Source organism: Streptomyces sp. AgN23, from assembly GCF_001598115.1.
Lineage (GTDB): Bacteria > Actinomycetota > Actinomycetes > Streptomycetales > Streptomycetaceae > Streptomyces > Streptomyces antimycoticus.
Window position 1 is genome coordinate 9,746,600 of the sequence record NZ_CP007153.1, and the last position, 21,725, is coordinate 9,768,324.

21 protein-coding genes and 1 pseudogene are annotated in these 21,725 nt (G+C 69.5%); 14 read left to right on the plus strand and 8 right to left on the minus strand.

Features of this window, described 5'->3' with window-relative positions:
• Positions 1-13: 13 nt before the first annotated feature.
• A complete protein-coding gene (gene xylB / locus AS97_RS41835; protein WP_059142850.1) occupies positions 14-1,471 on the minus strand; it encodes a xylulokinase in 1,458 nt (485 codons plus the stop codon).
• A gap of 117 nt (positions 1,472-1,588) precedes the next feature.
• Between xylB and xylA the strand changes: the two genes are divergently transcribed.
• Entirely contained in the window at positions 1,589-2,761 is a 1,173-nt protein-coding gene (gene xylA, locus AS97_RS41840; RefSeq protein ID WP_210566730.1) for a xylose isomerase, read from the plus strand.
• Positions 2,762-2,816: 55 nt separating this feature from the next.
• On the opposite strand, the gene AS97_RS41845 is transcribed toward xylA, so the two are convergent.
• The 3 genes from AS97_RS41845 to AS97_RS41855 form a co-directional block, all read right to left on the minus strand.
• Positions 2,817-3,920, minus strand: a complete 1,104-nt coding sequence (locus AS97_RS41845) for a pectinesterase family protein (protein ID WP_210566731.1) — start codon at positions 3,918-3,920, stop codon at positions 2,817-2,819.
• Positions 3,921-4,219: 299 nt separating this feature from the next.
• The gene (locus AS97_RS41850) at positions 4,220-5,350 is read right to left on the minus strand and encodes an SWF or SNF family helicase (RefSeq protein ID WP_247204663.1); all 1,131 of its coding nucleotides are present in this window, start codon (positions 5,348-5,350) and stop codon (positions 4,220-4,222) included.
• A 71-nt stretch (positions 5,351-5,421) separates the two neighbouring features.
• Positions 5,422-6,114: an SDR family oxidoreductase gene (locus AS97_RS41855; RefSeq protein ID WP_059142847.1), complete on the minus strand. Its 693-nt coding sequence runs from the start codon at positions 6,112-6,114 to the stop codon at positions 5,422-5,424.
• A 139-nt stretch (positions 6,115-6,253) separates the two neighbouring features.
• Here AS97_RS41855 and AS97_RS41860 point away from each other — a divergent pair, with 139 nt between their 5' ends.
• A complete protein-coding gene (locus AS97_RS41860; protein WP_059142846.1) occupies positions 6,254-6,814 on the plus strand; it encodes a TetR family transcriptional regulator in 561 nt (186 codons plus the stop codon).
• Positions 6,815-7,083: 269 nt separating this feature from the next.
• Here AS97_RS41860 and AS97_RS49120 read toward each other — a convergent pair whose 3' ends face one another.
• From AS97_RS49120 to AS97_RS41875, 3 genes are all read right to left on the minus strand, one after another.
• Positions 7,084-7,317: a hypothetical protein gene (locus tag AS97_RS49120; RefSeq protein ID WP_161500486.1), complete on the minus strand. Its 234-nt coding sequence runs from the start codon at positions 7,315-7,317 to the stop codon at positions 7,084-7,086.
• A gap of 107 nt (positions 7,318-7,424) precedes the next feature.
• The gene (locus tag AS97_RS41870; RefSeq protein WP_063804840.1) at positions 7,425-8,048 is read right to left on the minus strand and encodes an AAA family ATPase; all 624 of its coding nucleotides are present in this window, start codon (positions 8,046-8,048) and stop codon (positions 7,425-7,427) included.
• The gene (locus AS97_RS41875; protein WP_210566732.1) at positions 8,035-8,676 is read right to left on the minus strand and encodes a hypothetical protein; all 642 of its coding nucleotides are present in this window, start codon (positions 8,674-8,676) and stop codon (positions 8,035-8,037) included. Before AS97_RS41875 ends, AS97_RS41870 begins: the two co-directional genes overlap by 14 nt.
• A 160-nt stretch (positions 8,677-8,836) precedes the next feature.
• Here AS97_RS41875 and AS97_RS41880 point away from each other — a divergent pair, with 160 nt between their 5' ends.
• The 12 genes and pseudogenes from AS97_RS41880 to AS97_RS41930 all read left to right on the plus strand — a co-directional run bounded on the left by AS97_RS41880 (position 8,837) and on the right by AS97_RS41930 (position 19,425).
• Positions 8,837-9,832: a Gfo/Idh/MocA family oxidoreductase gene (locus AS97_RS41880; protein WP_059142843.1), complete on the plus strand. Its 996-nt coding sequence runs from the start codon at positions 8,837-8,839 to the stop codon at positions 9,830-9,832.
• A complete protein-coding gene (locus AS97_RS41885; protein ID WP_059142842.1) occupies positions 9,825-10,823 on the plus strand; it encodes a LacI family DNA-binding transcriptional regulator in 999 nt (332 codons plus the stop codon). Before AS97_RS41880 ends, AS97_RS41885 begins: the two co-directional genes overlap by 8 nt.
• Entirely contained in the window at positions 10,820-11,359 is a 540-nt protein-coding gene (locus AS97_RS41890) for a VOC family protein (RefSeq protein WP_086709881.1), read from the plus strand. The genes AS97_RS41885 and AS97_RS41890 overlap by 4 nt, the downstream gene beginning before the upstream one ends.
• Positions 11,359-12,270, plus strand: a complete 912-nt coding sequence (locus AS97_RS41895; protein WP_059142840.1) for a sugar phosphate isomerase/epimerase — start codon at positions 11,359-11,361, stop codon at positions 12,268-12,270. The genes AS97_RS41890 and AS97_RS41895 overlap by 1 nt, the downstream gene beginning before the upstream one ends.
• Complete coding sequence (locus tag AS97_RS41900; protein ID WP_059142839.1) at positions 12,267-13,250, plus strand: Gfo/Idh/MocA family oxidoreductase; 984 nt, start codon at positions 12,267-12,269, stop codon at positions 13,248-13,250. Before AS97_RS41895 ends, AS97_RS41900 begins: the two co-directional genes overlap by 4 nt.
• 252 nt (positions 13,251-13,502) lie before the next feature.
• Entirely contained in the window at positions 13,503-14,846 is a 1,344-nt protein-coding gene (locus AS97_RS41905) for an MFS transporter (RefSeq protein WP_236669992.1), read from the plus strand.
• Entirely contained in the window at positions 14,843-15,607 is a 765-nt protein-coding gene (locus AS97_RS41910; protein WP_059142837.1) for an SDR family oxidoreductase, read from the plus strand. Before AS97_RS41905 ends, AS97_RS41910 begins: the two co-directional genes overlap by 4 nt.
• A gap of 242 nt (positions 15,608-15,849) precedes the next feature.
• Positions 15,850-16,662: a sugar phosphate isomerase/epimerase family protein gene (locus AS97_RS41915; RefSeq protein ID WP_210566734.1), complete on the plus strand. Its 813-nt coding sequence runs from the start codon at positions 15,850-15,852 to the stop codon at positions 16,660-16,662.
• A 76-nt stretch (positions 16,663-16,738) separates the two neighbouring features.
• Positions 16,739-17,530 (plus strand): SDR family oxidoreductase, encoded by a 792-nt coding sequence (locus tag AS97_RS41920; protein WP_210566735.1) that lies wholly within the window; start codon positions 16,739-16,741, stop codon positions 17,528-17,530.
• A gap of 95 nt (positions 17,531-17,625) precedes the next feature.
• Positions 17,626-17,929, plus strand: a pseudogene (locus AS97_RS49125) (transposase family protein); the annotation flags it as partial.
• A gap of 97 nt (positions 17,930-18,026) precedes the next feature.
• Positions 18,027-18,776, plus strand: coding sequence for a transposase family protein (locus AS97_RS41925; RefSeq protein WP_210566736.1), 750 nt, complete (start codon positions 18,027-18,029; stop codon positions 18,774-18,776).
• Between the two features lie 184 nt (positions 18,777-18,960).
• The gene (locus tag AS97_RS41930; protein ID WP_210566737.1) at positions 18,961-19,425 is read left to right on the plus strand and encodes a hypothetical protein; all 465 of its coding nucleotides are present in this window, start codon (positions 18,961-18,963) and stop codon (positions 19,423-19,425) included.
• A 222-nt stretch (positions 19,426-19,647) separates the two neighbouring features.
• Here AS97_RS41930 and AS97_RS41935 read toward each other — a convergent pair whose 3' ends face one another.
• Positions 19,648-21,675 (minus strand): AAA family ATPase, encoded by a 2,028-nt coding sequence (locus AS97_RS41935; RefSeq protein WP_210566738.1) that lies wholly within the window; start codon positions 21,673-21,675, stop codon positions 19,648-19,650.
• Positions 21,676-21,725 lie beyond the last annotated feature (50 nt).

Genomic DNA, 21,725 nt, shown 5'->3' on the forward strand with positions numbered 1-21,725 from the left:
GGCCGTACGGCGCTCACGCGTGGCGCAGCAGGCCCTCCGCGTCCGCCAGCACCCGGGAGAGCCGCTCCAGCGCCGCCTCGTCGCGGGGCACCGGACCGTAGGACGGCCCTTCGGCGGTCGCCCAGCGCCGTGCCACTGCCGCCGGGTCCTCGCCCAGCACCAGCCCCGCGGCCTGCGCGGCGGCCCCGAGGGCGACCAGTTCCTCGGCCCGGGGCACCTGAACCGGGCGTCCGCTCAGCCGCCGGACCGTCTCCCGCCACGCCGTGCCCTTGGCGCCACCCCCTATGAGCAACAGCGGGGCGTCGGGCGCCGCGTCCGCGTCCAGTACCTGGTCCAGCGCGGTGAGCAGGGCGAAGACGGCCCCGTCGTAGGCGGCCTGAAGCACCTGCCCCGGTGTGGTGTCGTGGCGCAGACCGTGCAGCAGCCCCGAGGCGTGGGGCAGATGAGGGGTGCGCTCGCCGTCGAGGAACGGCAGCAGCACGGCCGAGCCGCCCGCCTCCACCGCCTCCCGGTCGCGGCCCAGCAGCGCCGCGATCCGGTCCACCGCGAGCGTGCAGTTGAGCGTGCACGCCAGCGGCAGCCAGGCGTCCCGCGTGTCGGCGAATCCCGCGACCACCCCGCTGGGGTCGGCGGGCCGGTGGGCCGAGACCGCGTAGACGGTGCCGGAGGTGCCCAGGCTGAGGACCGGCTGCCCCGGGCGCAGGCCGAGCCCCAGGGCGGCCGCCATGTTGTCGCCCGTGCCGGTGGCCACCAGGGCGCCGGTGGGCAGCGGCAGATCGGGCAGCTCCCGTACGGTCCCGGCGGCCTCGCCGTGGCGCAGCACGCGCGGCAGCAGCTCGGGGGAGAGCCCGGCCCGGTCCAGGATCTCCTCGTCGTAGGACTCGGTGGCCGAGGACCACCAGCCGGTGCCCGAGGCGTCGCCGCGGTCGGTGGTCCCATAGCCGGTGAGCCGCTCGGTGAGGTAGTCGTGGGGGAGCCGGACGGCCGCGGTGGCGCGGGCCGCCTCCGGCTCGTTCTCCATGAGCCAGGCCCACTTGGTGACGGTGAAGGCGGGCGCGGGCACGCTGCCGACCCGCTCCGCCCATGCCTTCGGGCCGCCCAGCTCCTCGATGAGCCGGTCGCGCTGCGGCGCGGAGCGCACATCGTTCCACAGCAGGGCGGGCCGCACCGAGCGGCCCGAGGCGTCGAGGGTGACCAGGCCGTGCTGCTGGCCGCCCACGGAGACCGCGGCCGCCTCCCGGGCCGGATTGCCGCATTGCCGCAGCGCCTCGGTCAGCGCCTCCCACCACTGCTCCGGGACGGACTCCTTACCGGTGCCGTCGCTGCCGCCATCGACGGTGTGCGGGGCCTGTCCCCGGGCGACGACCGCACCGGTCGCGGAGTCGACGACGAGCGCCTTGGTCGATTGCGTGGAGCTGTCCACGCCGACGACGAGCGGTCCTTGCGGCACGGGCACGGCTGCTGCTGCCATCTCGCGCTCTCCCTTGCGTCCATGGGTCGTGCGGTGTGCGGGTGGAACGGGGCTTCCCCGGAATGCTCGCGCATACTAATTTGTAAAGCGCCATGACGAAATAGGCGAGGAGCCGCGATGAGCTACAACCCCACCCCCGAGGACAGGTTCACCTTCGGACTGTGGACGGTCGGCTGGCAGGGCCGGGACCCGTTCGGGGACGCCACCCGCCCGGCGCTCGACCCCGTGGAGTCCGTGACCCGGCTCGCCGAACTCGGCGCGTACGGCGTCACCTTCCACGACGACGACCTCATCCCCTTCGGGGCCTCGGCGACCGAGCGCGAATCGCATATCAAGCGCTTCCGGCAGGCCCTGGACGCCACCGGGATGAGCGTGCCCATGGCCACCACCAACCTCTTCACCCATCCCGTCTTCAAGGACGGCGCCTTCACCGCCAACGACCGCGACGTGCGCCGCTACGCGCTGCGCAAGACCATACGCAACATCGACCTCGCCGCCGAACTGGGCGCCGAGACCTATGTGGCCTGGGGCGGCCGAGAGGGCGCGGAGTCCGGCGGGGCCAAGGACGTGCGCGCCGCGCTCGACCGGATGAAGGAGGCGTTCGACCTGCTCGGCGCCTACGTCACCGAGCAGGGCTACGATCTGCGCTTCGCCATCGAGCCCAAGCCCAACGAGCCGCGCGGCGACATCCTGCTGCCGACCGTCGGCCACGCGCTGGCCTTCATCGAGCGGCTGGAGCGGCCCGAACTGTACGGCGTCAACCCGGAGGTCGGCCATGAGCAGATGGCCGGGCTGAACTTCCCGCACGGCATCGCCCAGGCACTGTGGGCGGGCAAGCTCTTCCACATCGACCTCAACGGCCAGAACGGCATCAAGTACGACCAGGACCTGCGGTTCGGCGCGGGCGACCTGCGGGCCGGCTTCTGGCTCGTCGATCTGCTGGAGACGGGCGGCTACGAGGGCCCGCGCCACTTCGACTTCAAGCCCCCGCGCACCGAGGACATCTCGGGCGTCTGGGCCTCGGCGGCGGGCTGCATGCGCAACTACCTCATCCTCAAGGAGCGGGCGGCCGCCTTCCGCGCCGACCCCGAGGTCCAGGAGGCGCTGCGTGCCTCGCGCCTGGACCAGCTGGGCGAGCCGACCCTTCAGGAGGGCGAGACCCCGGCGGCGCTGCTCGCGGACCGCACCGCCTTCGAGGACTTCGACGTCGAGGCGGCCGCCGAGCGCGGTATGGCCTTCGAGCGTCTGGACCAGCTCGCCATGGACCATCTGCTCGCCGCGCGCGGCTGACCGTGTCCGGCCGCCGGTCCCGCCCCCCGACGGGACCGGCGGCCGGGGCTCATCGTCAGGCCGACGGCTGCCAGCCGCCGAGCCAGTCGGCGATCTCGTAGTCCGCGGCCTGGGCGTCGGTCAGCTGCGGCCGGTCGGTGCTCGCCGCGCCGGAACCGGCGCCGGTGTTCTTGTACTCCCCGAAGCGGTCGTCCTTCCAGGGGAAGCCACTCATGTCCGTCCACGGAGTGGTCTTGATCGCCGCTGACAGATCCGTATTGCGGACGATCGCCTGCGGATCGAGGCTGGCGTCGCCGCCGGCGTGCCACGGGCGGCCGAGGTAGAACGACCGGCTGCTGACATCCCCGGTGATGTTGCTGTTGATGAACAGGAAGCCCTTCTTTCCGGCCGCCGTCGAGGGCGCCGCGACATAGCCGCCGGAGCTGCCGTCGTAGCGCTTGGCGAGCCGGATCGCCGACTTGTTGATGACGGCGGAGGCACGGCCGAAGATGAAGTCGACGTTCCCCTGGATCCAGGCGTTGTTGATGTACACCCGGCCCACAGTGGACTTGCTCGCCGAGTCCAGCAGCAGGGTGTCCTGGTCCCCGACCGCCCCGATGTTATCCAGGACGATGCGGTCGCCCGCGGTGCGCAGCGCCACCGCCTGCTTGTCGGTGATGGAGCTGTTGGCCTCGTTGAAGTCGTTCACGAACTGCAGATTGCGGGCCTGGAAGTCATCGGCCTCGACGGCGACGGTCGCGCTGCCGCTGGTGCCGTAGGTGCCTCCGCCGGGCTTGGGGGTGCCGGAGGCGTTGTTGTAGACGATCGTCACATCGTTCTTGCCGCTCGTCGTGCCGACCAGCCGGATATGCGGCTTGTTGGCCGGGACCTTCACCGTCTCGCGGTAGGTGCCGGGCTTGACGGAGATGGTGACGGCGGACGGGTTGTTGGCCGGCACCGCGTCTACGGCCGCCTGCACGGTGGTGTAGTTGCCGCTGCCGTCCTTGGCCACCACGATGGTGGCCGCCGCGGCCGGGGGCGTGGCGGCATGGGCCCGGGCACCGTCGCCGAGCCAGCCGGCGGCCGGGGCGGCGACGAGCCCGACACCCGTGGCCAGGGCCAGGGAGCCGATGAGCGGAGCGGGGCGGCGCCGCCGGGGGCGCCGTGGGCTGAGGGTCATGGTCGGTGACTCCGTCCCGTGGAGACGTGCCGAGGGGGTTGACGCCCTTACGGTCTCCACGGCCCACCCAAAGGTTGCCGCCCCGCCCCCCTTCGGTCCGGCTGGATCTGCCACCGGTCCCGTCCGCCCTCACCGGCCACGGAACGGCGGACGGGAAGGGGCGACCGCGAGGCCGCCTCCGCGCTGGGCCGGCGGGCCGGGGCGCGCTCCTCCCTCAGGGGCGGCGCGGCCGACGCCGGGCGGCCCATCCCGGCCCGTGGCCGGTGGCGGACGGATGCCGCCACCGGCCACGGGCCGCGTCAGCCGCCGGCGCCGGGCATCGCCAGCGCCGCCGCCGGATCGTGTCCGGCCGGGCCCGCCGGCCACCAGCGGCCGCGTTCCTTGCGATACGGCCACCAGTGGCCGTCGCGTCCGTAGCGCACCTGGAGATCGGCGCCCACCACGGTCCAGCGGTTCCCCACGGCGCGCAGTTCGGGCGCCTGCTCGTCCTCCTCCCAGGCGGCGGCGAGCTGGACGCGGGCACGCGCGAGGGCTGCCGCGTCCGGCACCCACTCCTCCTCCAGAACGCTGAGCGCGGCGGCCCCGCCGTGCTCCCAGGCACGGACGGCCCGCGCCAGATCGGCGCGGTCGCGCCCGCAGCCGGCCGCCAGCCGGGCGGCGATCGGCGCCGGGGGACCGGCGGCGGTCAGCCGCACCGTGTCCTGCCACACCGTCAGCGCGGCCGGGATCGGAGAGGAGGCGTGGCCGGGCGAGAGGGCCTCGGCCAGCAGCCGCTGGGCGCGTACGGCGGCGTCCGCCGCCAGGAACTCCAGCGCGGCGACGTCCAGCCCCTCGGCCGGGTCCGTGCCGCCCGCCAGCGCCGGAGGACGGCCGGGCGCCGCGACGGCGGGCGGCGGTGCGGGCAGCGGCGGCGGACCGGGTGCGGCGAACGCCTCCCGGGCCGGTACACCTTCCGGAGCCGGGGGAGAGGCGTCCTCCGCCGCCCGTGGGAGGTGCGGTGCGGCCCGTGCCGCGCTGCGCACCTGGAGCTCGTCCAGCAACTCCCGCTCCCCGCGTCCGCGCATCAGGAGCAGCAGATACGGATCCTCGTCCAGCAGCCGGCCCAGCTGGTAGCAGAGCGCGGCGGTGTGCGGGCAGTGGTCCCACGCCTCGCAACCGCACTCCGGCTCCAGATCGCCTATCCCCGGCAGCAGTTCGACGCCCACGGCCGCCGCGTCCTCGGCCAGCTGCGGAGGCATATCGCGGTCCAGCAGGGCGGCGATATGGCCCGAGCGGTCCGCGACCACCTCCAGCAGCCGGTCCCATTCCGCCTCGGTGAACTCCCGCAGCAGCACGTCGGATCGGTAAGGCGTGCGGTCGCGGTCCCGCACCACGGCGGTGACGCGCATTCCGGCCGCGTCGCCGTACTTCTCGACCATGAAGGCCTTCATCGCCGTCTCCGTTTCTGTTCCCGCCGTGAGAGGCAGGGGGTTCCGTTCATTTCGGAAGCGCTCTGGAAGCCTCAGGCGGCGTTCGGCTGCGGAGAGATGGCCAGACTCTGCTTGACCTGCCGGGTCAGCTCGTCGGCGACGATCTCGGGCAGGCCCGTCTCGATGCCGTCGAGGGCCTGGGTCGCGACGTCGGAGGCGGAGATCTTCTGGTCGGCGGGGACCTCGGCGGCCATGTCGGTGTCCATGTATCCGACGTGCAGCGCGGAGACGGTGATGCCGCGCGGCGCCAGCTCCTCGCGGCTCGCGCCGGTCAGCGCCCAAGTGGCGGCCTTGGAAGCGGCGTAGGAGCCGAGGCCTGCCGGGTGGTACCAAGACAGGACGGACAGGACGTTGAGTACGGCGCCGCCGCCGTTGCCCTCGAGGACCGGAGTGAAGGCGCGGGTCGCGGCGAGCGGGCCGAAGAAGTTGGTGTCCATCTCCCGGCGCACCTGGTCCAGATCGCCGTGGACCAGCGTGGCGCCGGTGGAGATGCCCGCGTTGTTGATCAGCAGTGTCGCGTCGGAGGCGGTGCAGGCGGCCGCCCGGATCGACTCCTCGTCCGTGACGTCCAGGCGCAGCGGGATGACTCCCGGCAGGTCGACCGTCTCGGGGCGGCGGGCCGCCGCGTAGACCTTCGCGCCGCGCTCCACGAGCTGGGCGGCGAGATGGCGTCCGAGGCCCCGGTTGGCGCCGGTGACGACCGCGACCGCGTTCTTGAGCTCCATGTCTGATCCTGCTCCCGGTTGTGGCAGGTACCCGTCGGGCCGCCTGCCTCCAGCTGATTTAGATTATGATGACAATCTAAACACCGGATTACGATAGATGCCAGTCGGCATCCAAGCCGGTTTCGCGCAGGAGGTGGCCATGGGCCGGGTATCGCAGGCGCAGGCGGAGGAGAACCGCAGGCGGGTCGTGGACACTGCTTCCCGGCTCTTCAGGGAGCAGGGCACGCACGTCAGTGTCGCCGACCTGATGAAGGCGGCCGGTCTGACCCACGGCGCCTTTTATAAACAGTTCGCCTCCAAGGAGGCGCTCGTCGACGAGGCCACCGCCCACGCGATCGACGAGCTCGCCCAGCGGTACGCGGCCGGGCTCGAGCAGGACGACGGGCGGCGCGACGCCGCTCAGCGCACGCTGATCGACACCTATCTCTCCGTCGAACACCGCGACACCGCGGCAGCCGGCTGCCCGATCGCCGCGCTCGCCACCGACATCGCCCGCACTCCCGACGGCCAGGAGGCCCGCCGCGTCTACGCCGAGGGGGTGGCCGACTTCGCCGGCTTCCTCAGCGATGACGACCAGGACGGCCTCGCCCGCCTGAGCACCCTGTTCGGCGCGCTCGTCCTGGCCCGCGCCACCAAGGGCTCCGAGCTCTCCGAACGGATCCTGGCCGCCGCGCATGAGGCCCTGACGGAAACCGACTGACCGATGGTGTCGTTTGCCGGGGTTTGCCGGGTCCGCCTCAGGGGTGAAGTGTGGCAGCGGGACCGCGACCTGCCGTTGGATGTCGCGCGCGATCTTGTCGTCGGCGGCCGGTCGAGCAGCCTCGGGGAGTGTGGCCCACGAAAGGTTGTTCGCCCTTCGCCGTGAGCGTATTGCCGTCGATGACGATCGCGCTGGGGGGGGGAGGGTGCGGCGGCCGCCGTGCATGATCTGCAGGGAGATGTGTCCGCCCTCGGCGTGCACCGCCTCGGTCACCCTTGGCAGCCGGCCGCCTGTTCGTCGGTGCCGATGCCCGGCACACCGACCCATCCCTGTGCCCCGTGGTCGGGGTAGGTGCACTCGCTGATGATCAGTCCGGCGCTCGCCCACTGCCGGTAGTACTCGGCCATCAGGTCGCCGGGAACGCTGGTAGAACCGATGTCGCCGCCTCCGTGCTCACCCGCCACTTCCGCGTCCTGCGCTAGACCGGTCTCATCCGGCAGCACGACGTCGGCACCCGCCGCACCAACACGCTGCGCAAGGAAGAGCTGGCCCGGCGGTTCCCCGGACTGCTCGACCTCGTCCTCAAGGAGAGCGTCGGCCGCGTTGAGACTTACGAGAACGTCGAGAGCTGCTGATCGCGCGTGAGCGCCACGACCGCATCGAGGTCCGGTTCGCCATCGTTGTTCACGACGATGTGCCGAGCTCCGGACCAGGCGCACTCCCGGCCCCCGAGCTGCCGCCAGAAAGCTGGCCAGTCGGCCAGTTTGGCCCGGTCCCGTGGCAGGCCCCGCTCGGTCAGCCGCGTACGAACGGTCTCCGGGGAAGTCCGTACCTCGACCACGACGACGGGTGTCCCCGTGGGCCAGGAAGTCTGGTCGGCGGAGGCGGTCAGGAAGTCGGGGTCCGCGAGGTATGCCGCGAAGGGGGCGTCCAGCACGACGGGCAGGCCGAGCCGCAGGTTGTCCGCCGCCGTGGCGAACAGCGCCTTGTACTCGGCCGGCATCAACCGCTCGACGTAGGTCGGGTCGTCCTCGCGGCCTCCCGCGCGCCGGCCGACCAGTTCGAGCGCGGCGTCCACGAGGTCGCCGGCCAGGGAGTCCTTGTCGAGGTAGGCCGCCCGCAGTCGGCGTGCGAGCTCCCGGGCGACATGGGACTTTCCCGAGCCCGCGGGGCCGATCGCGACGAAGGCCGGCGGTGTCCCGGGCGCGGGGGACGCCGGGTCAGGCGCGGGCATCGGCCACCGCCTCCAGGAAGGTCCCGGCCGCCGCGCGGACAGGGTGCGGCCCGCCGGCGTCGCGCCGCGCCGCCTTGGTGATGAAGCTTCCGACACCGACTGCCGCGACTCCGGCGTCGAACCACTCCGACACGTTGTCCGGGGACACACCACCGGCCGGGACCAGGGGGATGTGTCCGAGCGGTTCGAGCACCGCACGGGCATAGTCGCGGTTGAGGACCGACGAGGGGAACAGTTTGACGAGGTCGGCGCCCGCCGTGGCGGCCTGGACGATCTCCGTGGGCGTCGCGGCACCGCAGATGCTGACGGCCTGGTAGCGGCCGGCGGTCTCCAGCATGCCGAGGTCGACCTGGGGGCTGACCAGGAAGCGTGCCCCGGCCTGAATGCTCGCGTACGCCGATGTTGCGTCGAGGACGCTGCCGGCGCCGATCTCGGCCTCGGGGTACTCCTCACTCAGCTGGCTGATCACGTCCAGGGCGCCCGGCGTGGTGAGCGTGACCTCGACCGCGCGTATCCCTGCGGCGATGGCTTCGCGGGCCACTCCGTACGACGCCTCGGCGGTGGGCAGGCGCACGATCAGCACCGTCCCCGTGTCGCAGATGGCATTCAAGGTGCGCAGCTTGCGCATGGGGGTCACCTCAAGGAAATCGGATGGTCGGGGGGTGTTGACAGAGCTTAAGCAGCTCTGTTTCCGTATTGCAATCGATCGCAGCAATCGATCGCAGTGACCGGTTTCAAAGAGCACAATCAGTAGAAGTTGCTCTGTGTCAACAGTTGGGAGACGCGTCGTGAGACGTCCGCGAACGGCCGTGCTCGGTGCCCGGCACTGGCACGTACCCCTGCATGTCAGTGCCTGGGGGGACACTCACGATGTCGTGCTGGTCCAGGACGAGGAGCCTGACCAGGTCACCGACATCGCCAGACGCCTCGACGCGGCCGTTTACGGGGAAGTCGGCGAAGCGCTGGACGCCGGCCCCCTGGACCTGGCCTACGTCTTCGGCCCGCACGACCGCATGGTGGAGACCTGTCTGGCCTTGGTCGATCGCGGCATCCCGTTCGTGGTCGACAAGCCGGGGGGCACGGGGCCCGAGGACGTGGAGCGGATTCGCGATGCGGCCGCGGCAGCCGGGGTGGCGGCGACCGTCCTCTTCGTCCAACGTGGCGGCCCCGTGGACCACGCGCTGTCCCTGGCCGGTGCGCCGACGTATCAACGTACGAGCTTCGTTGTCGGCCCTCCGCAGCGCTATCACGCGGCAGGCTGCTCCTGGATGCTCGACCCCGCACGCTCAGGCGGGGGGTGTCTGGTGAACCTGGCGCCGCACTTCATCGATCTCTTCCTGCGGCGAAGCCGCGCCCGCCGTGTGGAACTCGTGGCCGCCAACGTGTCCGCGAGCCTGCACGGCGAGGGCGTCGAGGACCACGCCACCCTCGTACTGGCGGGCGACGACGGCAGCGAGGCGATCATCGAGGTCGGCTACGCCTTCCCGTCGAGCCCCGCCAAGCGGTACTGCTCCTTCACCAGTGCGGGCAGCGAGGGATACGTCGATGTGGGCGCCTCCGGCCATGTCTCGTTCACGCACGCCGCGGACGGTGTCACCGAATCGAGCACCATCGATGTGGACAGCGATCCGCTGTACGACGTGTTCGTCCGGCAGGTGGCCGACACCTGGGCGGACGGCTTCGCCGGGCTGCCGACCTTGGACGACCTTGCCGACACAATGAGCCTCATCTGGGCCGCGTACGGGCGGTCTTCCATTGCGTCCCTGGAGGTCAGCCATGGCTGAGGTGAGCATCGATGACGTCGCCGCCCGGGCGGGCGTGCACCGCTCCACGGTTTCCCGAGCCTTTTCCCGGCCGGAAGCCGTGAATGCCAAGACCCGCAAGCACGTCCTGGAGGTGGCGGAGAGCCTCGGCTACCGGGTGAACCCGCTGGCGCAAGCCCTGCGCCGTCGTGCGAGCAAGCTCGTTCCGCTGATCGTCCCGGACATCACCAACCCCTTCTACGGTGAGCTGGCGAGGACCATGGCGGCAGCGGCGGCCGACCGGGGCTACCAGTTGGTGCTGTGCGTGACCGGCGGCGAAGTCGCCCAGACCAACGCCTATTTGACGTCCCTTCAGGAGATGTACGCGCCCTTCGGGATCGTCGCGCCGTCGACCACCGTCGACCTCGACGAGCTGCAGAACGTCGCGCTCGGCAGCAAGGTCGTGGTCATCGACCGCGTCGAGGAGGCACAGGTGCCGACCGTGACGGTGGACAGCGCCGAAGGCATCGCCCTCGCCGTGGATCATCTGCGCGGCCTGGGGCACCGGCGCATCGCCTACGTGTCCGGCATCTCCGGGGCGTACACCTCCAGGGACCGCCTGGCCGCCTACGAGGGGCTGGCCGCGGAGCTGGACATGCCTGCGATGGTCCTGGACGGAGGCACCGGGCCGGATGTGGGGGAGCGGGCGGCCCAGCGCCTGGTGGACATGGCACGCGAGGAGCGCCCCACAGCAGTCATCGCGGCCAACGACATGGTCGCCTTCGCACTCATCTCCGCTCTTGGTGTGCGTGGTGTGTCCGTCCCGGACGAGGTGTCGGTGATGGGCTTCGACGGCCTGGAGTTCGGCGCCCGGTTCAACCCGCGGCTGACCACCGTCCGCCAGCCCATCGCCGACATGGGAGTGATCGCCATCGACCTCGCAGAGAAACTCCTCAAGGACGGGGAGACCAGCCATGTCGTCCTCGCCCCCGATCTACTGGTTCGTGAGTCGACCGCGGAGGTGCCCCGATGAGCCTGCCCGCAGGATTCCAGCACGTGGACCATGTCGCGTTCACGGTGCCCGACCTCGGCGAAGCGGTCACCTTCTTCGCAGAGGCCTTCGGCGCCGAGGAGCTCTACCGCTCGACGCGAGGGCCCGACGCCGACTTCATGCCCGCGCACTTCGAGGTCCCGGCCGACGCCCATCTGGAACTCGCCATGCTGCGCATGCCGCCGAACCTCAACGTCGAGCTGTTCCAGTGGTGGAGCACCGACCAGCGGAGCGACTACCCGCGCCACTCGGACGCGGGTGGCCACCACTTGTGCTTCACCGTGGCGGACGTCGACACCGCCGTCGAACACCTCCGGTCGCACGGCGCCCGTGTGCTGGGCGGAACCAAGGAGGTCGGCCCCGACAGCCCGCGCGTCGCGGGCAACCGATGGACCTATCTCCGGGCGCCCTGGGGCCTGTTGATCGAGCTCGTCGACCGCTCCCGCGTCCACAGCCCGCCACCCCTGGTCGGCCCCGACGATTGGACTGGCCCCTCCCGAACCGGAAAGAACCTGTAATGCGCATCATTGGCCACACCCTCGGCACACCGGAACAGACCCTCCCGGAGGCGCTGCAACTCTTCGCCTCCGCCGGTCTGGAGGGAGCCGAGGTCATCTACCAGAACGACTACCGCAGCGGACTGCCCATCGGGGACGAAGCCGTCGCGGCCGAGGCGGCCCGAGTGGCGGACGATCTCGGCGTACCGGTGATGGGACTCTCTCCGTACACCACCGGCATCAACCACGAGGACCCGGCACAGCGCCGCGCCGCGCTCGACGAACTGCGGTCGGCCATCGACTGCGCCCATCGCCTGGGCGCCACCCGGATCCGGGTGTACGCGGGTTCCTGGGGAGCCGATCGAACCGACCACGCCGCACACTGGGAGCGCCTGCGCTCGGCACTGACGGAGCTTGCACCGCTCGCCGCCGACGCCGGAGCGCTCCTGTGCGTGGAGAACCACTTCGGCACCATGACGCAGTCGGCCAAGGACACAGCTCGGCTGATACGCGAGGTGGACTCGCCTGCCGTCCGCGTGCTCTACGACCAGGCGAACCTCACCTTCACCCACGACGAGGCATGGCCGGAGGCGCTGCGGGAGCAGGGCGACCTGATCGGGCACGTCCACGTGAAGGACCTCGTCTTCACCGATCCGGACGCCCCCTTCGTCGCCTCCGAGACGGCCCGGGTGAAGGCGGACGAGCGGGCTGTGCGCTCCCGCGTCGTCGGCGAGGGCGTCGTGCCCTGGGCGGAGATCCTGCGGGCGGTCAAGCAGAACGGTTACGACGACGTCCTCAGCCTCGAGTACGAGTACCGGTGGCACCCGCAGGACCTCCCGGCTCCGGAGGTGGGCTTCGCCCGGTCCGCCCGCGCGCTCCGTGCTCTCCTCGACCAGGCCGCCGGTCTCACGCCCGCGGAGGTGTACCGATGAGCACGACCCCGCTGCGTGTCGGCGTGGTCGGCGCGGGGAACATCGCGCACATCGCGCAGCTGCCCACCCTGGTGGCACGGGACGACGTCGAGCTCGACGTGCTGGTGTCCCGGTGCGAGGACCCCTCCGAACTGGTCCGCCGGTGGGGGTTTTCCACCGCGGTCCGGACCGTCGAGCATGCCCTGGAACGTGACCTGGACGCCCTGTTTGTGTTGACCCCGAGGTCGGAGCATGTCGCCGGCGTGCGCAGCGCGCTGGAGGCGGACGTGGATGTCTTCTGCGAAAAGCCCCTCGCGACCGCGACCAGCGACGCGGAGCGGCTCGCCGACCTCGCCGACGAGCACGAGCGCGTCCTGATGGTCGGCTTCAACCGCCGCTTCGCGCCGACCTACGTCGCCGCCCGCGAGGAGTTCGGGGACGCCGGCGCCGCGTTCTGCGTCGCGCAGAAGAATCGCCGCGGCAGTGAGTACCGCGCGACCTTCGAGAACGCCATCCACATGGTGGACCTGCTGCGCTGGTTCTGCCCGGGCGAACCGGTCGATGTCGCCGCGCACGCCGCCGGTGACGACCCCTGGCAGGAGGACGGCGTCTCTGCCCTGGTCCGCTTCGCCGGCGGCGGTACCGGCGTCCTGACGGCGGCACGGACCGCTGGCGCCTGGGCGGAAAAGCTGGATGCCTACGGCGCCGAGCGCTCGGCCGAGGTGGTGGCTCCGGACACGGTGACCCTCACCCGGGACGGCGTCAGCACCGTGCGCTCGATGAGCCCCGAGGCATTCGGCTGGGCCACCGCGACGAACACATTCGGATTCGCCGCCGCCGTTCACCACTTCCTCGACCGCGTACGTGACCGTGGCACGCCGCTGACATCGGGGCGGGAAGCCGCCCGCACGCAGGCGCTGCTCGACGACATCTTGCAGACCGCAGGTCTCCCCGTGAAGGAGCAGGAGGGCCGCACCTGGTCCAGCCACGCGACGCGCTGATTCCTCCGCGAGCCTCGAACGGCCCCGCCCCGAGGCAGGTGTCGGCGGCATCCATGCTCGAAGAAGGCTTCCGGCACCGCCGACACTTTCGGCCCAACAACTGGACCGCGGCGCTCTCACCCGCCGCTTGTTCGCACAGATCCCATCCCTCACTGCACTGAGGAGCGCTCAATGGCGAACGCACCAAGGATAACCTCACCGAACTCCCCCTCCAACCCGGCCAAAGGAGAAGTCCCGCCCCGCAGAAGGCGGTTGAACATCCTGGCGGGCACCGTCGGCCACTTCATCGAGTGGTACGACTGGTACATCTACGGCCTCCTGGCCGCCGTCTTCTCGAGCCAGATCTTTCCCGGCAGCAGCCCGGCGATGTCGCTGATCAGCGCCCTGCTTACCTACGCGGTCGGGTTTGTGGTGCGACCACTGAGCGGCGTCATCATCTCCCCGCTGGCCGACCGCTACGGCCGTCGCGTCGTGATGGCCGTAGCGGTCGGCGGCATGACCGTGGGCAGCCTGATCCTCGCGCTCACCCCGCCGTTCTCCGCCATCGGCTACGCGGCGCCGCTGCTGTTCCTGCTCGCCCGCGTACTGCAGGGCATCTCGGCCGGCAGCGAGTCGCAGAGCGCCATCGCCTACATGGTGGAGAACGGCTCGACCGACCGGCGCGGCCTGTTCGGCTCGCTGTCGAACGCGGCCAGCGGCCTGGCCACACTGGCCGCCACCGGCATGGGGGCGATCGTCACCTCGACCCTGAGCACCCACGACCTGGAGACGTGGGGATGGCGCATCCCGTTCGCCATCGGCGGCGTCCTCGGCATCGTCGGGATGTTGCTGCGCTCGCGCGCCGACGAATCCCCGGAGTTCGAAGCCGCCGTCGAGGACTCCGCCGCCGACAGCAAGCCCGAGACCCTGCGTTTGCGGGAACTGCTGAGCAGGCACCCCAGGGCACTGCTGCAGACCGCGGCTCTGTCGGCCCCGGCTGTCGCCTACTACACGTGGGCCACGTTCCTGCCCACCTACGCACACCTGACCACCGGACGTGACCTGGGCTCCGCCCTGGCGGGGAACGCCATCGGGCTGGGCGTGCTGGTGATCATTGTGCCGCTGTGCGGAGCCCTGTCCGACCGCATCGGCCGCCGCAAGCCCTTCCCCATCATCGGGGCCGCGGGCATGGTGGTGCTCTTCTACCCGCTGCTGTTGCTCTTGCAGCACCCCGGATTCGGCGTATACGTGACGGTGACCGTCAGCGGCTGGGTGGTACTGGCCATCTGGCAGGGCGTCTACCCGACGATCCAGGCCGAACTGTTCCCCGCCGCCGTCCGCGTGTCCGGCATCGGTCTGGCCCACCAGATCGTCATCGCGACCCTCGGTGGGACGGCCCCGCTCATCGCCAGCTCATTCGTTGAGTCAGGCCATCCTATGGGCGTGGCGGTGTACATGACGGCCATCGTCCTGATCTGCCTCATCGTCTACCTGACGCTGCCGGAGACGGGCTGCCAGGTCACGCACACCACTGACACCACGCCCCCTGCGGCATCTGGAAGCCAAGTAATGCTCAGCATCACGAAACCCACGGCATCTACGAAGGACACCCCATGACCGCCCAACCGCAGATCGCACTGGTCACCGGGTCCAGCGGCGGCATCGGAGCCGCCACCGCCGAGCGACTGCACGCAGTCGGCGCGACGGTCATCGGCTGCGACCGCACGGCACCGGACAGCCTCCCGAAGTGGCTCGCGGACTTCCGTGAGCTCAATGTCACAGACGAGCGGGCGGTGCGCGACACCGTGAACGGGATCCGGGCGGAGTACGGGGCGATCGACGTCCTGGTGCACGCCGCCGGGGTTCTCGGCAACGAGCCGGACCTCCTCACCACCCCGAGCTCCGAGTTCGCCCGGGTGATGGCGATCAACGCCACGGGTGCCTTCTCCGTACTGCGCGAAGTCGGCCTCGTGATGAAGGCCCAGGGCTCCGGCTCCATGGTCGCGGTGGCATCGGTCGCCGCCAAGGAGGCCCGTCGCGCGTACGTGCCGTACAACGCCAGTAAGGCGGCCGTGTTGAACATCTGCTGGTCGCTGGCTCTGGAACTCGGCCCGGACAACGTGTCGGTCAACTGCGTGTGCCCCGGCCCGGTCAACACCGCCATGTGGGCGCAGCTCGCGACCCGCGCCGGCGGCGGCGACCCCGAGGGAGACCGCCGCGCCCGCCAGGCCCGGGCCGCGCAGATCCCGATGGGCCGGTTCGCCGAGCCCGAGGAGGTGGCGGCAACCATCGCCTTCCTCACCGACCCGGCCAACCGTTACCTGACCGGCCTGAGCCTGGATGTCGCCGGCGGCGCCCGGCTCGGGATGGGCAGTTGATGCAGCGGCTCCACCTTGAGCACGGAGTCGTCATGAACTGTCCGATGCGGAGTGGGAGTTCATCCGGCCGTTGCTGCCCGGGTTGAGCAGGGAAAACGTGGGCGCCTGGGCTCACTCGCGGCGGGGTGTGAAGAGCTCACTGCTGCTACTTCAGCCCCTGAACAGTCCAAGGAATCCCGGTCGTAGCCGCCCAGCTCCCGAGCGCACGATGAGGACACCTCAAAGATTGAAGGGAAAGCCCAATGATCATCAACACGTTTTCATATCTTTGGTCGGCAACGGCGACCGATGCGATATCCGAGTTGGTCCAGAATGGGTACAACACCTTCGAGGTTCCCATCAGCTCTCCACACTGCTGGCCGGAAGAGATCTCCAGCTCCGAGCGTTCGGCAATGCTGGCGACGCTCAACGAGAACGGCGCCAAGATCCGCTCCCTGAATGCCGGCGGATACGACATCAATCTGGCCAGCCCTGGCGCCAGCATGCGCCGAAAGAGCATCGAGCACATCACGTCGGTGATCGACCTTGCAGTAGCTTGGGATGTCCCGGAAGTTGTGATTTCACCCGGCACGCGGCGTCCTATGATCTCCCCCTCGCTCGAGAAGGTCCACGGGTGGATGCACGAAGGCTTGGAAGAGCTGATTCCGCTAGCCAAGCGGGCGGGAAAACGACTCCTCTTCGAGAACACCCCCTACTGCTTTGCACCGACGATTGGGGAACTGGCAGATATCGTCGACACGGTCAATGATGATGCACTAAAAATCGTGTACGACGTCGCGAACGCTGCTTACATCCGGGAGGATCCCGTATCGAGCCTGCGCTTGCACCACGGATCGGTTGCACTCATACATATATCCGACACGGGGACGGAAACGTGGGGCCACGACCCCATCGGCACTGGGGTGATCGATTGGAACGAGCTGGGTAAAGCAGTCCAAGAAACACTCGGGGTGGACAACGTCGTGCTCGAAGTCATCCGCGAAGAGAACACCCTTGAAGAATTCGCGAAGGCGATGCGTGACCTCAGTGAAGAGGGTTGGAATCTCGGAGACTGATTTCGAAACTCGGGGTTCAGAGTGACTCCGGGGGTCGCTGAGTAGGCCCGCTGGGAATATACAAGGAGAGTGTGCAATGAGAGTTCTGGTCAGTGGCGGAAGCAGTGGCATCGGCGCCTCTGCAAGTGTGAGGATCGCAGAGGCAGCCCTTGCCCGTGGCGAACAGCCGATGATCGCGGTATCCGGCCTTACTGCGAACACGCGACAAGACGAGGTCGTCCGATTGATCCAGTCGATGGGCGGCAAAGCAATTGCATTGACAGGAGACCTGGGTGATCCCGACATACCCGGTCACCTGGTAACCGCTGCGGTGGACGAGTTCGGCGGCTTGGATGCACTGGTGGCAAATGCCGGAATCGCCAGCCCTGGCGCACTCAAGGATCTCTCCCTCGAGGACTGGGACGGCATGTTCTCCGTCAACCTCCGCGGGGCGTGGCTACTTGCCAAAGCAAGTTACCCGCATCTGAAGGGTAGTCGCGGGTCCGCCTGTTTCACCTCTTCGATGTCCGGCCAGCTCCCACATGCCGAATCGGGTGCTTACAGTCCGACCAAGGCTGCACTCACGATGTTGGCTCAGACACTCGCACTGGAATGGGCGCCTGACGGAATCCGCGTGAACGTGGTGTCCCCGGGCATGACTCGCACACGGATGACTGAACAAATGTACCTCGATCCCGAAGTCAAGAAGGCGCGGGGAAAAATCATCCCGTTGTCGAAAATTGGCGACCCGATGGATATCGCGAACGTGATCGAGTTTCTTGTCAGCCCGCTGGCAGGATATGTCACCGGCCAAGATGTCTGCGTCGATGGGGGTTTCTCCAAGTCCATTCTCAGCCATATTCCCGGTCGGCCCAGCTCCAAGTCCTGACGGGAACTGTTCAACCGGCTTGACTTTCACACAGCGGTGCCTCCTAAAGGGTGTGGCACAAGGCCGTGAATTGGGCATCTCCGGTGTAGGCCAGGGTGTTGAGGGCTGAACGCGTGTGGGTGGAAACACCCACGGGGCTGCGGTTGGAGCAGTTCGGGCAGCTGCTGAAGGCGGTGCGGGAGCGAGGCGGCAACGGCACGCACTGGGGTCGGCCGTGGTGTCTGCCGCTGGCCGAGCGGGTCCTGATCGTGGTCGTGTATTACCGCACGGACCTGACCATGCGGCAGCTCGGGCCGCTCTTTCGGTGTCTAGTTCTTGACGGTGTGCCGGGTGATCCAGAGGCTGAGCCCGCTGCTCGCGCTCGAGCCATTGAGCCTTTTCAGCGTGGCCAATGATCGGGTGACGGGCCGGAGTGTGGGCGGATGCGCAACGGGCAGGGCTCCCGTGCCGTTGAGGGAGGTGTTCGACGTCGCAACTCAGCAGCACAGGAATCCTGTTGGTTCCGTATCCTGCCGCACTCGACCTGCCCCACGCCCTGGTCGAGTGGGCCAGGATGCTCATCGTCAACCGTGAGGGTGACCGACGGTGCAAACTCCCGCCGCACCGCCGTGCGCTGGTCGCACTCGTGTACCTGCGCCGCCACGACACCTTCGCCCATATCGCCGCGGCCTTCGGAATATCCGTCGGCACCGCCCACGCCTACGTCACCGCGGTCACCGGTCTGCTCGCCGAGCAGGCGCTGGGCCTGCTGAAGACGCTGCGCGAGCACGACCCGGACTTCGTCCTCCTGGACGGCACGCTCGCGGAGTGCGAACGCGTCGGCGACGGCAGAGCCGACTACTCAGCGAAGAACAAGCGGCACGGAGTGAACGTGCAGGTCGTCACGGACCCGACCGGCCAGGTTCTGTGGCTGTCGCCGGCACTGCCGGGCCGGACCCACGACCTCACGGCAGCCCGCACCCACAAGATCCTCCGGATCTGCGCACGCCAAGGCGTCCCGATCCTCGCCGACATGGCCTACATCGGTGCGGGCGACTGGATCACCACCGCCAAGCGCCGCCCGCCAGGCGGCGAACTCACCCCCACCGAGCGAACCAGGAACCGGGCCCTGTCTGCAGCCCGGGCACCCGTCGAACGCGGCATGGCACGGCTCAAGTCCTGGCAGGTCTTCCGCAGATCCCGGATCAGCCCCCACCGCATGAGCGTCATCACCAAAGCCGTACTCACCCTGGAGAGGCAACGCTGAAAAGGCTCATTGTCCGAACCGACTGGCAAGCAATCGCGCTCCGCGAACGGGCCCAGCAGTTGGAGATTGAAGCCGACCACGTTCCCGGTCCGCTGGCAGACCGCGGTCTCGTGGCAGCCCAGCAGTTCCGCGACCAAGCTGACGAACATGACCGCACCCGCTTCGCTATTGAGGACATCACGGCATGAGCCCGGCACCCGACGAACGCGACCGCATTCGCGTCTCCATGGACCGCATCCTCGACGGCACTCCTGAACGCTCCAACGGAGCGCTCACCATCGTCGCCCTCGCTATCGAGGCCGATGTTCCCCGCAACGCCCTGACCCAGCGGCACACCGACCTCAAAAACAAGTTCTACGACCGAGTCAGGGCCCGGGGCGGAATTCCGGATGTCGAAATCCGGCTCCGTAGAAAGATCTCCGACCTCAAGACCACCATCACTAACGAGAACAAGGAGATCGTCCGGCTTCGCGACGATGTCCAGGGATTCCTGGCGGAGAACACGCGACTGACCCTGGAGAACAAGGAGTTGCGGGACGTGCTCAGCGGGCGCCCGAGCAACGTCACTCCGCTGCGGGCGGGACCAGGTAGCCGGTGGGCGGTAGCGCGAGACACTATCCCGCGCTGCGAATCCACTACAGCCTGGTAGTCGCCTACCCGTCCGAGGCGAACCCCTCGGACGGGTAGAGCAGGTCGCAGACTCCGTCGGTCTCAGTCTGCAGGGACCCGGTAGCCGACTCCCTGGTTGGACGATGCAGGCCGGAAGGCAGGATATCAGGCTGAGAAGGGAGGCCAGGGCTACACCAGTGCGTACGTTGACGGCGCGTCGGGGCACTTGTGCGCCCGCGGCGACCACGCAGGCGCCGCGCCCTCATGCGGGCTGGGTGGTGATGGTGCACAGGCGCTTGGTGGCCCGGGTCAGGGCCACGTACAGGTCCCTCTCCCCGCCGGGGCGGGCCGTGATGATCTCCTCGGGGTTCAGGACGACGACCCCGTCGAACTCGAGGCCACGTGCTTCGGACGCGGGCACGATGCGTGCGTGGTCGGCGATGCCGTTAGCCGTCAACTGGCTGACCCGGGTGTCCGCGCAGATCACTCCCAGGAGTTCGTCCGGCTGCGCGGTGCTCTGGGCGCGCAGTTCCTCCACGATGGCGGTGACCAACCCGTCCCCATGTGTGGTCACGGTGCGCGGGCTCTCACCGCTGCGCAGTGACCGTGTGGGCCGCTGGTCCGGAGCGATCCGTGCGAGCAGGTCCCGGACGCTCTCCAGGATCTCCTGCGTGGTGCGGTAACTGACCGTCAGGTCGTGCAGTCTGAACCGCGTCCCGACATGCGGGCTTAGGGCTTCCTTCCAGTCGCGTGCCGTCGTGGCCGGGCCCGACTGGGCGAAGTCACCCACCAGCGTCATCGCCCTCGCCGGGCAGCGGCGGACGATCATCCGCCACTGCATAGCGGTCAGTTCCTGCGCCTCGTCGACGACGACGTGCCCGTACGTCCGCTCGGGCGGGCCGCCGACCAGGCTCGCCGCCTCGTCCAGCAACGGCACGTCCGCATCGGTCCACGGGGCGTCCGGGGCACGCAGGAGACGGGACCGCTCCCGCGGGGTCAGGTTCGGCAGGCGCTTGGCCAGGGCGCCGGCATCCGTCAGCAGTGTCTTCACGAGGTCGCCGGGTACCAGCCTCGGCCACAGCGCCTCGACCGCCCGGTCGACACCGGCGTCGTCGAGGAGATCGGCCCCGATGGCGTCCAGGTCCAGCTCGTGGACCGGACCCGGGTCGGCGGCGCCCTCGGCACGGTGCTGGGCGACCCCCGTGAACCGGTCGAGGTTCAGGCCCGTCATCTGCTCGGCATCGGCGTCGATCTGCTCCAGGAGGTCGCCCATGTTCCGTTGCATCGCGTCGGTGACGGCGTCTACCAGGAGTTCCTTGAACACCTGTCGCGCGGGGTTGTGGCCGGATGCGGCCGCCAGGGCGGCGGCGCGTGCAGTGGCGACCTCCTTCTCGGACAGGTGGACCAGTTCCTGCCCGACCCGGACGGTGAAGTCACCGGCGGGGGCCTGGTGGTCTCGCAGCAGGCCGGCCAGGGCGTCGGCGAGGTCCAGGCCGCCCTTGAGGCGCGCCGTGTCGAACGGGTCCACCGCGTCCGGGGACACTCCGGCGAGTTCCTGGCAGGTCGCCAGATCGACGTCGTTCTCCCCGAGCGAGGGAAGGACCTGGGAGATGTAGTCAAGGAAACGGGCGTTGGGGCCCACCACGAGGACGCCTTCCTCCGCGGCGCGCGGGAACGCGTACAGGACGTACGCCGCCCGGTGCAGGGCGACCACCGTTTTGCCGGTGCCGGGCCCGCCCTGTACCACGGTCACCCCGCGGTGGGCGGAGCGGACGATCTCGTCCTGCTCGGCCTGCAGCGTCGCGACGGCCGCGTGCATCCTGCCCGTACGCCGTGCCGACAGAGCCTCGGTCAACGGGCCGTCCCCCACGACGTCTTCGTCGGTCGGGGCGGTCCCGTCGAGCAGTTCGTCGCTCACCGAGATGACCGTGCGCTCCTCGAGGCGCAGGTGCCGACGCCGCCGCAGACCCATCGGGTGGACCGGTGTGGCCTCGTAGAAGGGCCGCGCCGCGTTCGCGCGCCAGTCCACGAGCAGCGGCAGTTCGTCCTCCTCCGTGTGCAGTCCGATCCGCCCGATGCGCAGGGCCGTGCCGTCCGTCCAGTCGATGCGCCCGAAGACCAGCCCCTTCTCGGCGCCTTCCAACCGGCCGATCTCCTTGGTCAGACGGTCGGCGGCGACCTCTCTCTCGTACGCCTCGCTGGCGCCGTCCGCCGGGGCCTTCAACACACTCGCCCGGTTCGATCGCGCCTCGGAAAGCCGCTCGGTGAGCAGCTCATACAACGAGGACACGTAACCTTGCTCCGATTCAACCGCACGCACGGCCAAATCATTTATGTTTG

Bases quoted from the DNA above. Each gene is read 5' to 3' on its own strand.
- AS97_RS41875 (WP_210566732.1), bottom strand. From the start codon at position 8,676: ATGCGCAAGCTGCGCACCTTGAATGCCATCTGCGACACGGGGACGGTG.
- AS97_RS41895 (WP_059142840.1), top strand. From the start codon at position 11,359: ATGCGCATCATTGGCCACACCCTCGGCACACCGGAACAGACCCTCCCG.
- AS97_RS41910 (WP_059142837.1), top strand. From the start codon at position 14,843: ATGACCGCCCAACCGCAGATCGCACTGGTCACCGGGTCCAGCGGCGGC.
- AS97_RS41850 (WP_247204663.1), bottom strand. From the start codon at position 5,350: ATGAAGGCCTTCATGGTCGAGAAGTACGGCGACGCGGCCGGAATGCGC.
- xylA (WP_210566730.1), top strand. From the start codon at position 1,589: ATGAGCTACAACCCCACCCCCGAGGACAGGTTCACCTTCGGACTGTGG.
- AS97_RS41855 (WP_059142847.1), bottom strand. From the start codon at position 6,114: ATGGAGCTCAAGAACGCGGTCGCGGTCGTCACCGGCGCCAACCGGGGC.
- xylB (WP_059142850.1), bottom strand. From the start codon at position 1,471: ATGGCAGCAGCAGCCGTGCCCGTGCCGCAAGGACCGCTCGTCGTCGGC.
- AS97_RS41930 (WP_210566737.1), top strand. From the start codon at position 18,961: ATGAGCCCGGCACCCGACGAACGCGACCGCATTCGCGTCTCCATGGAC.
- AS97_RS41870 (WP_063804840.1), bottom strand. From the start codon at position 8,048: ATGCCCGCGCCTGACCCGGCGTCCCCCGCGCCCGGGACACCGCCGGCC.
- AS97_RS41920 (WP_210566735.1), top strand. From the start codon at position 16,739: ATGAGAGTTCTGGTCAGTGGCGGAAGCAGTGGCATCGGCGCCTCTGCA.
- AS97_RS41885 (WP_059142842.1), top strand. From the start codon at position 9,825: ATGGCTGAGGTGAGCATCGATGACGTCGCCGCCCGGGCGGGCGTGCAC.
- AS97_RS41915 (WP_210566734.1), top strand. From the start codon at position 15,850: ATGATCATCAACACGTTTTCATATCTTTGGTCGGCAACGGCGACCGAT.
- AS97_RS41845 (WP_210566731.1), bottom strand. From the start codon at position 3,920: ATGACCCTCAGCCCACGGCGCCCCCGGCGGCGCCGCCCCGCTCCGCTC.
- AS97_RS41890 (WP_086709881.1), top strand. From the start codon at position 10,820: ATGAGCCTGCCCGCAGGATTCCAGCACGTGGACCATGTCGCGTTCACG.
- AS97_RS41860 (WP_059142846.1), top strand. From the start codon at position 6,254: ATGGGCCGGGTATCGCAGGCGCAGGCGGAGGAGAACCGCAGGCGGGTC.
- AS97_RS41900 (WP_059142839.1), top strand. From the start codon at position 12,267: ATGAGCACGACCCCGCTGCGTGTCGGCGTGGTCGGCGCGGGGAACATC.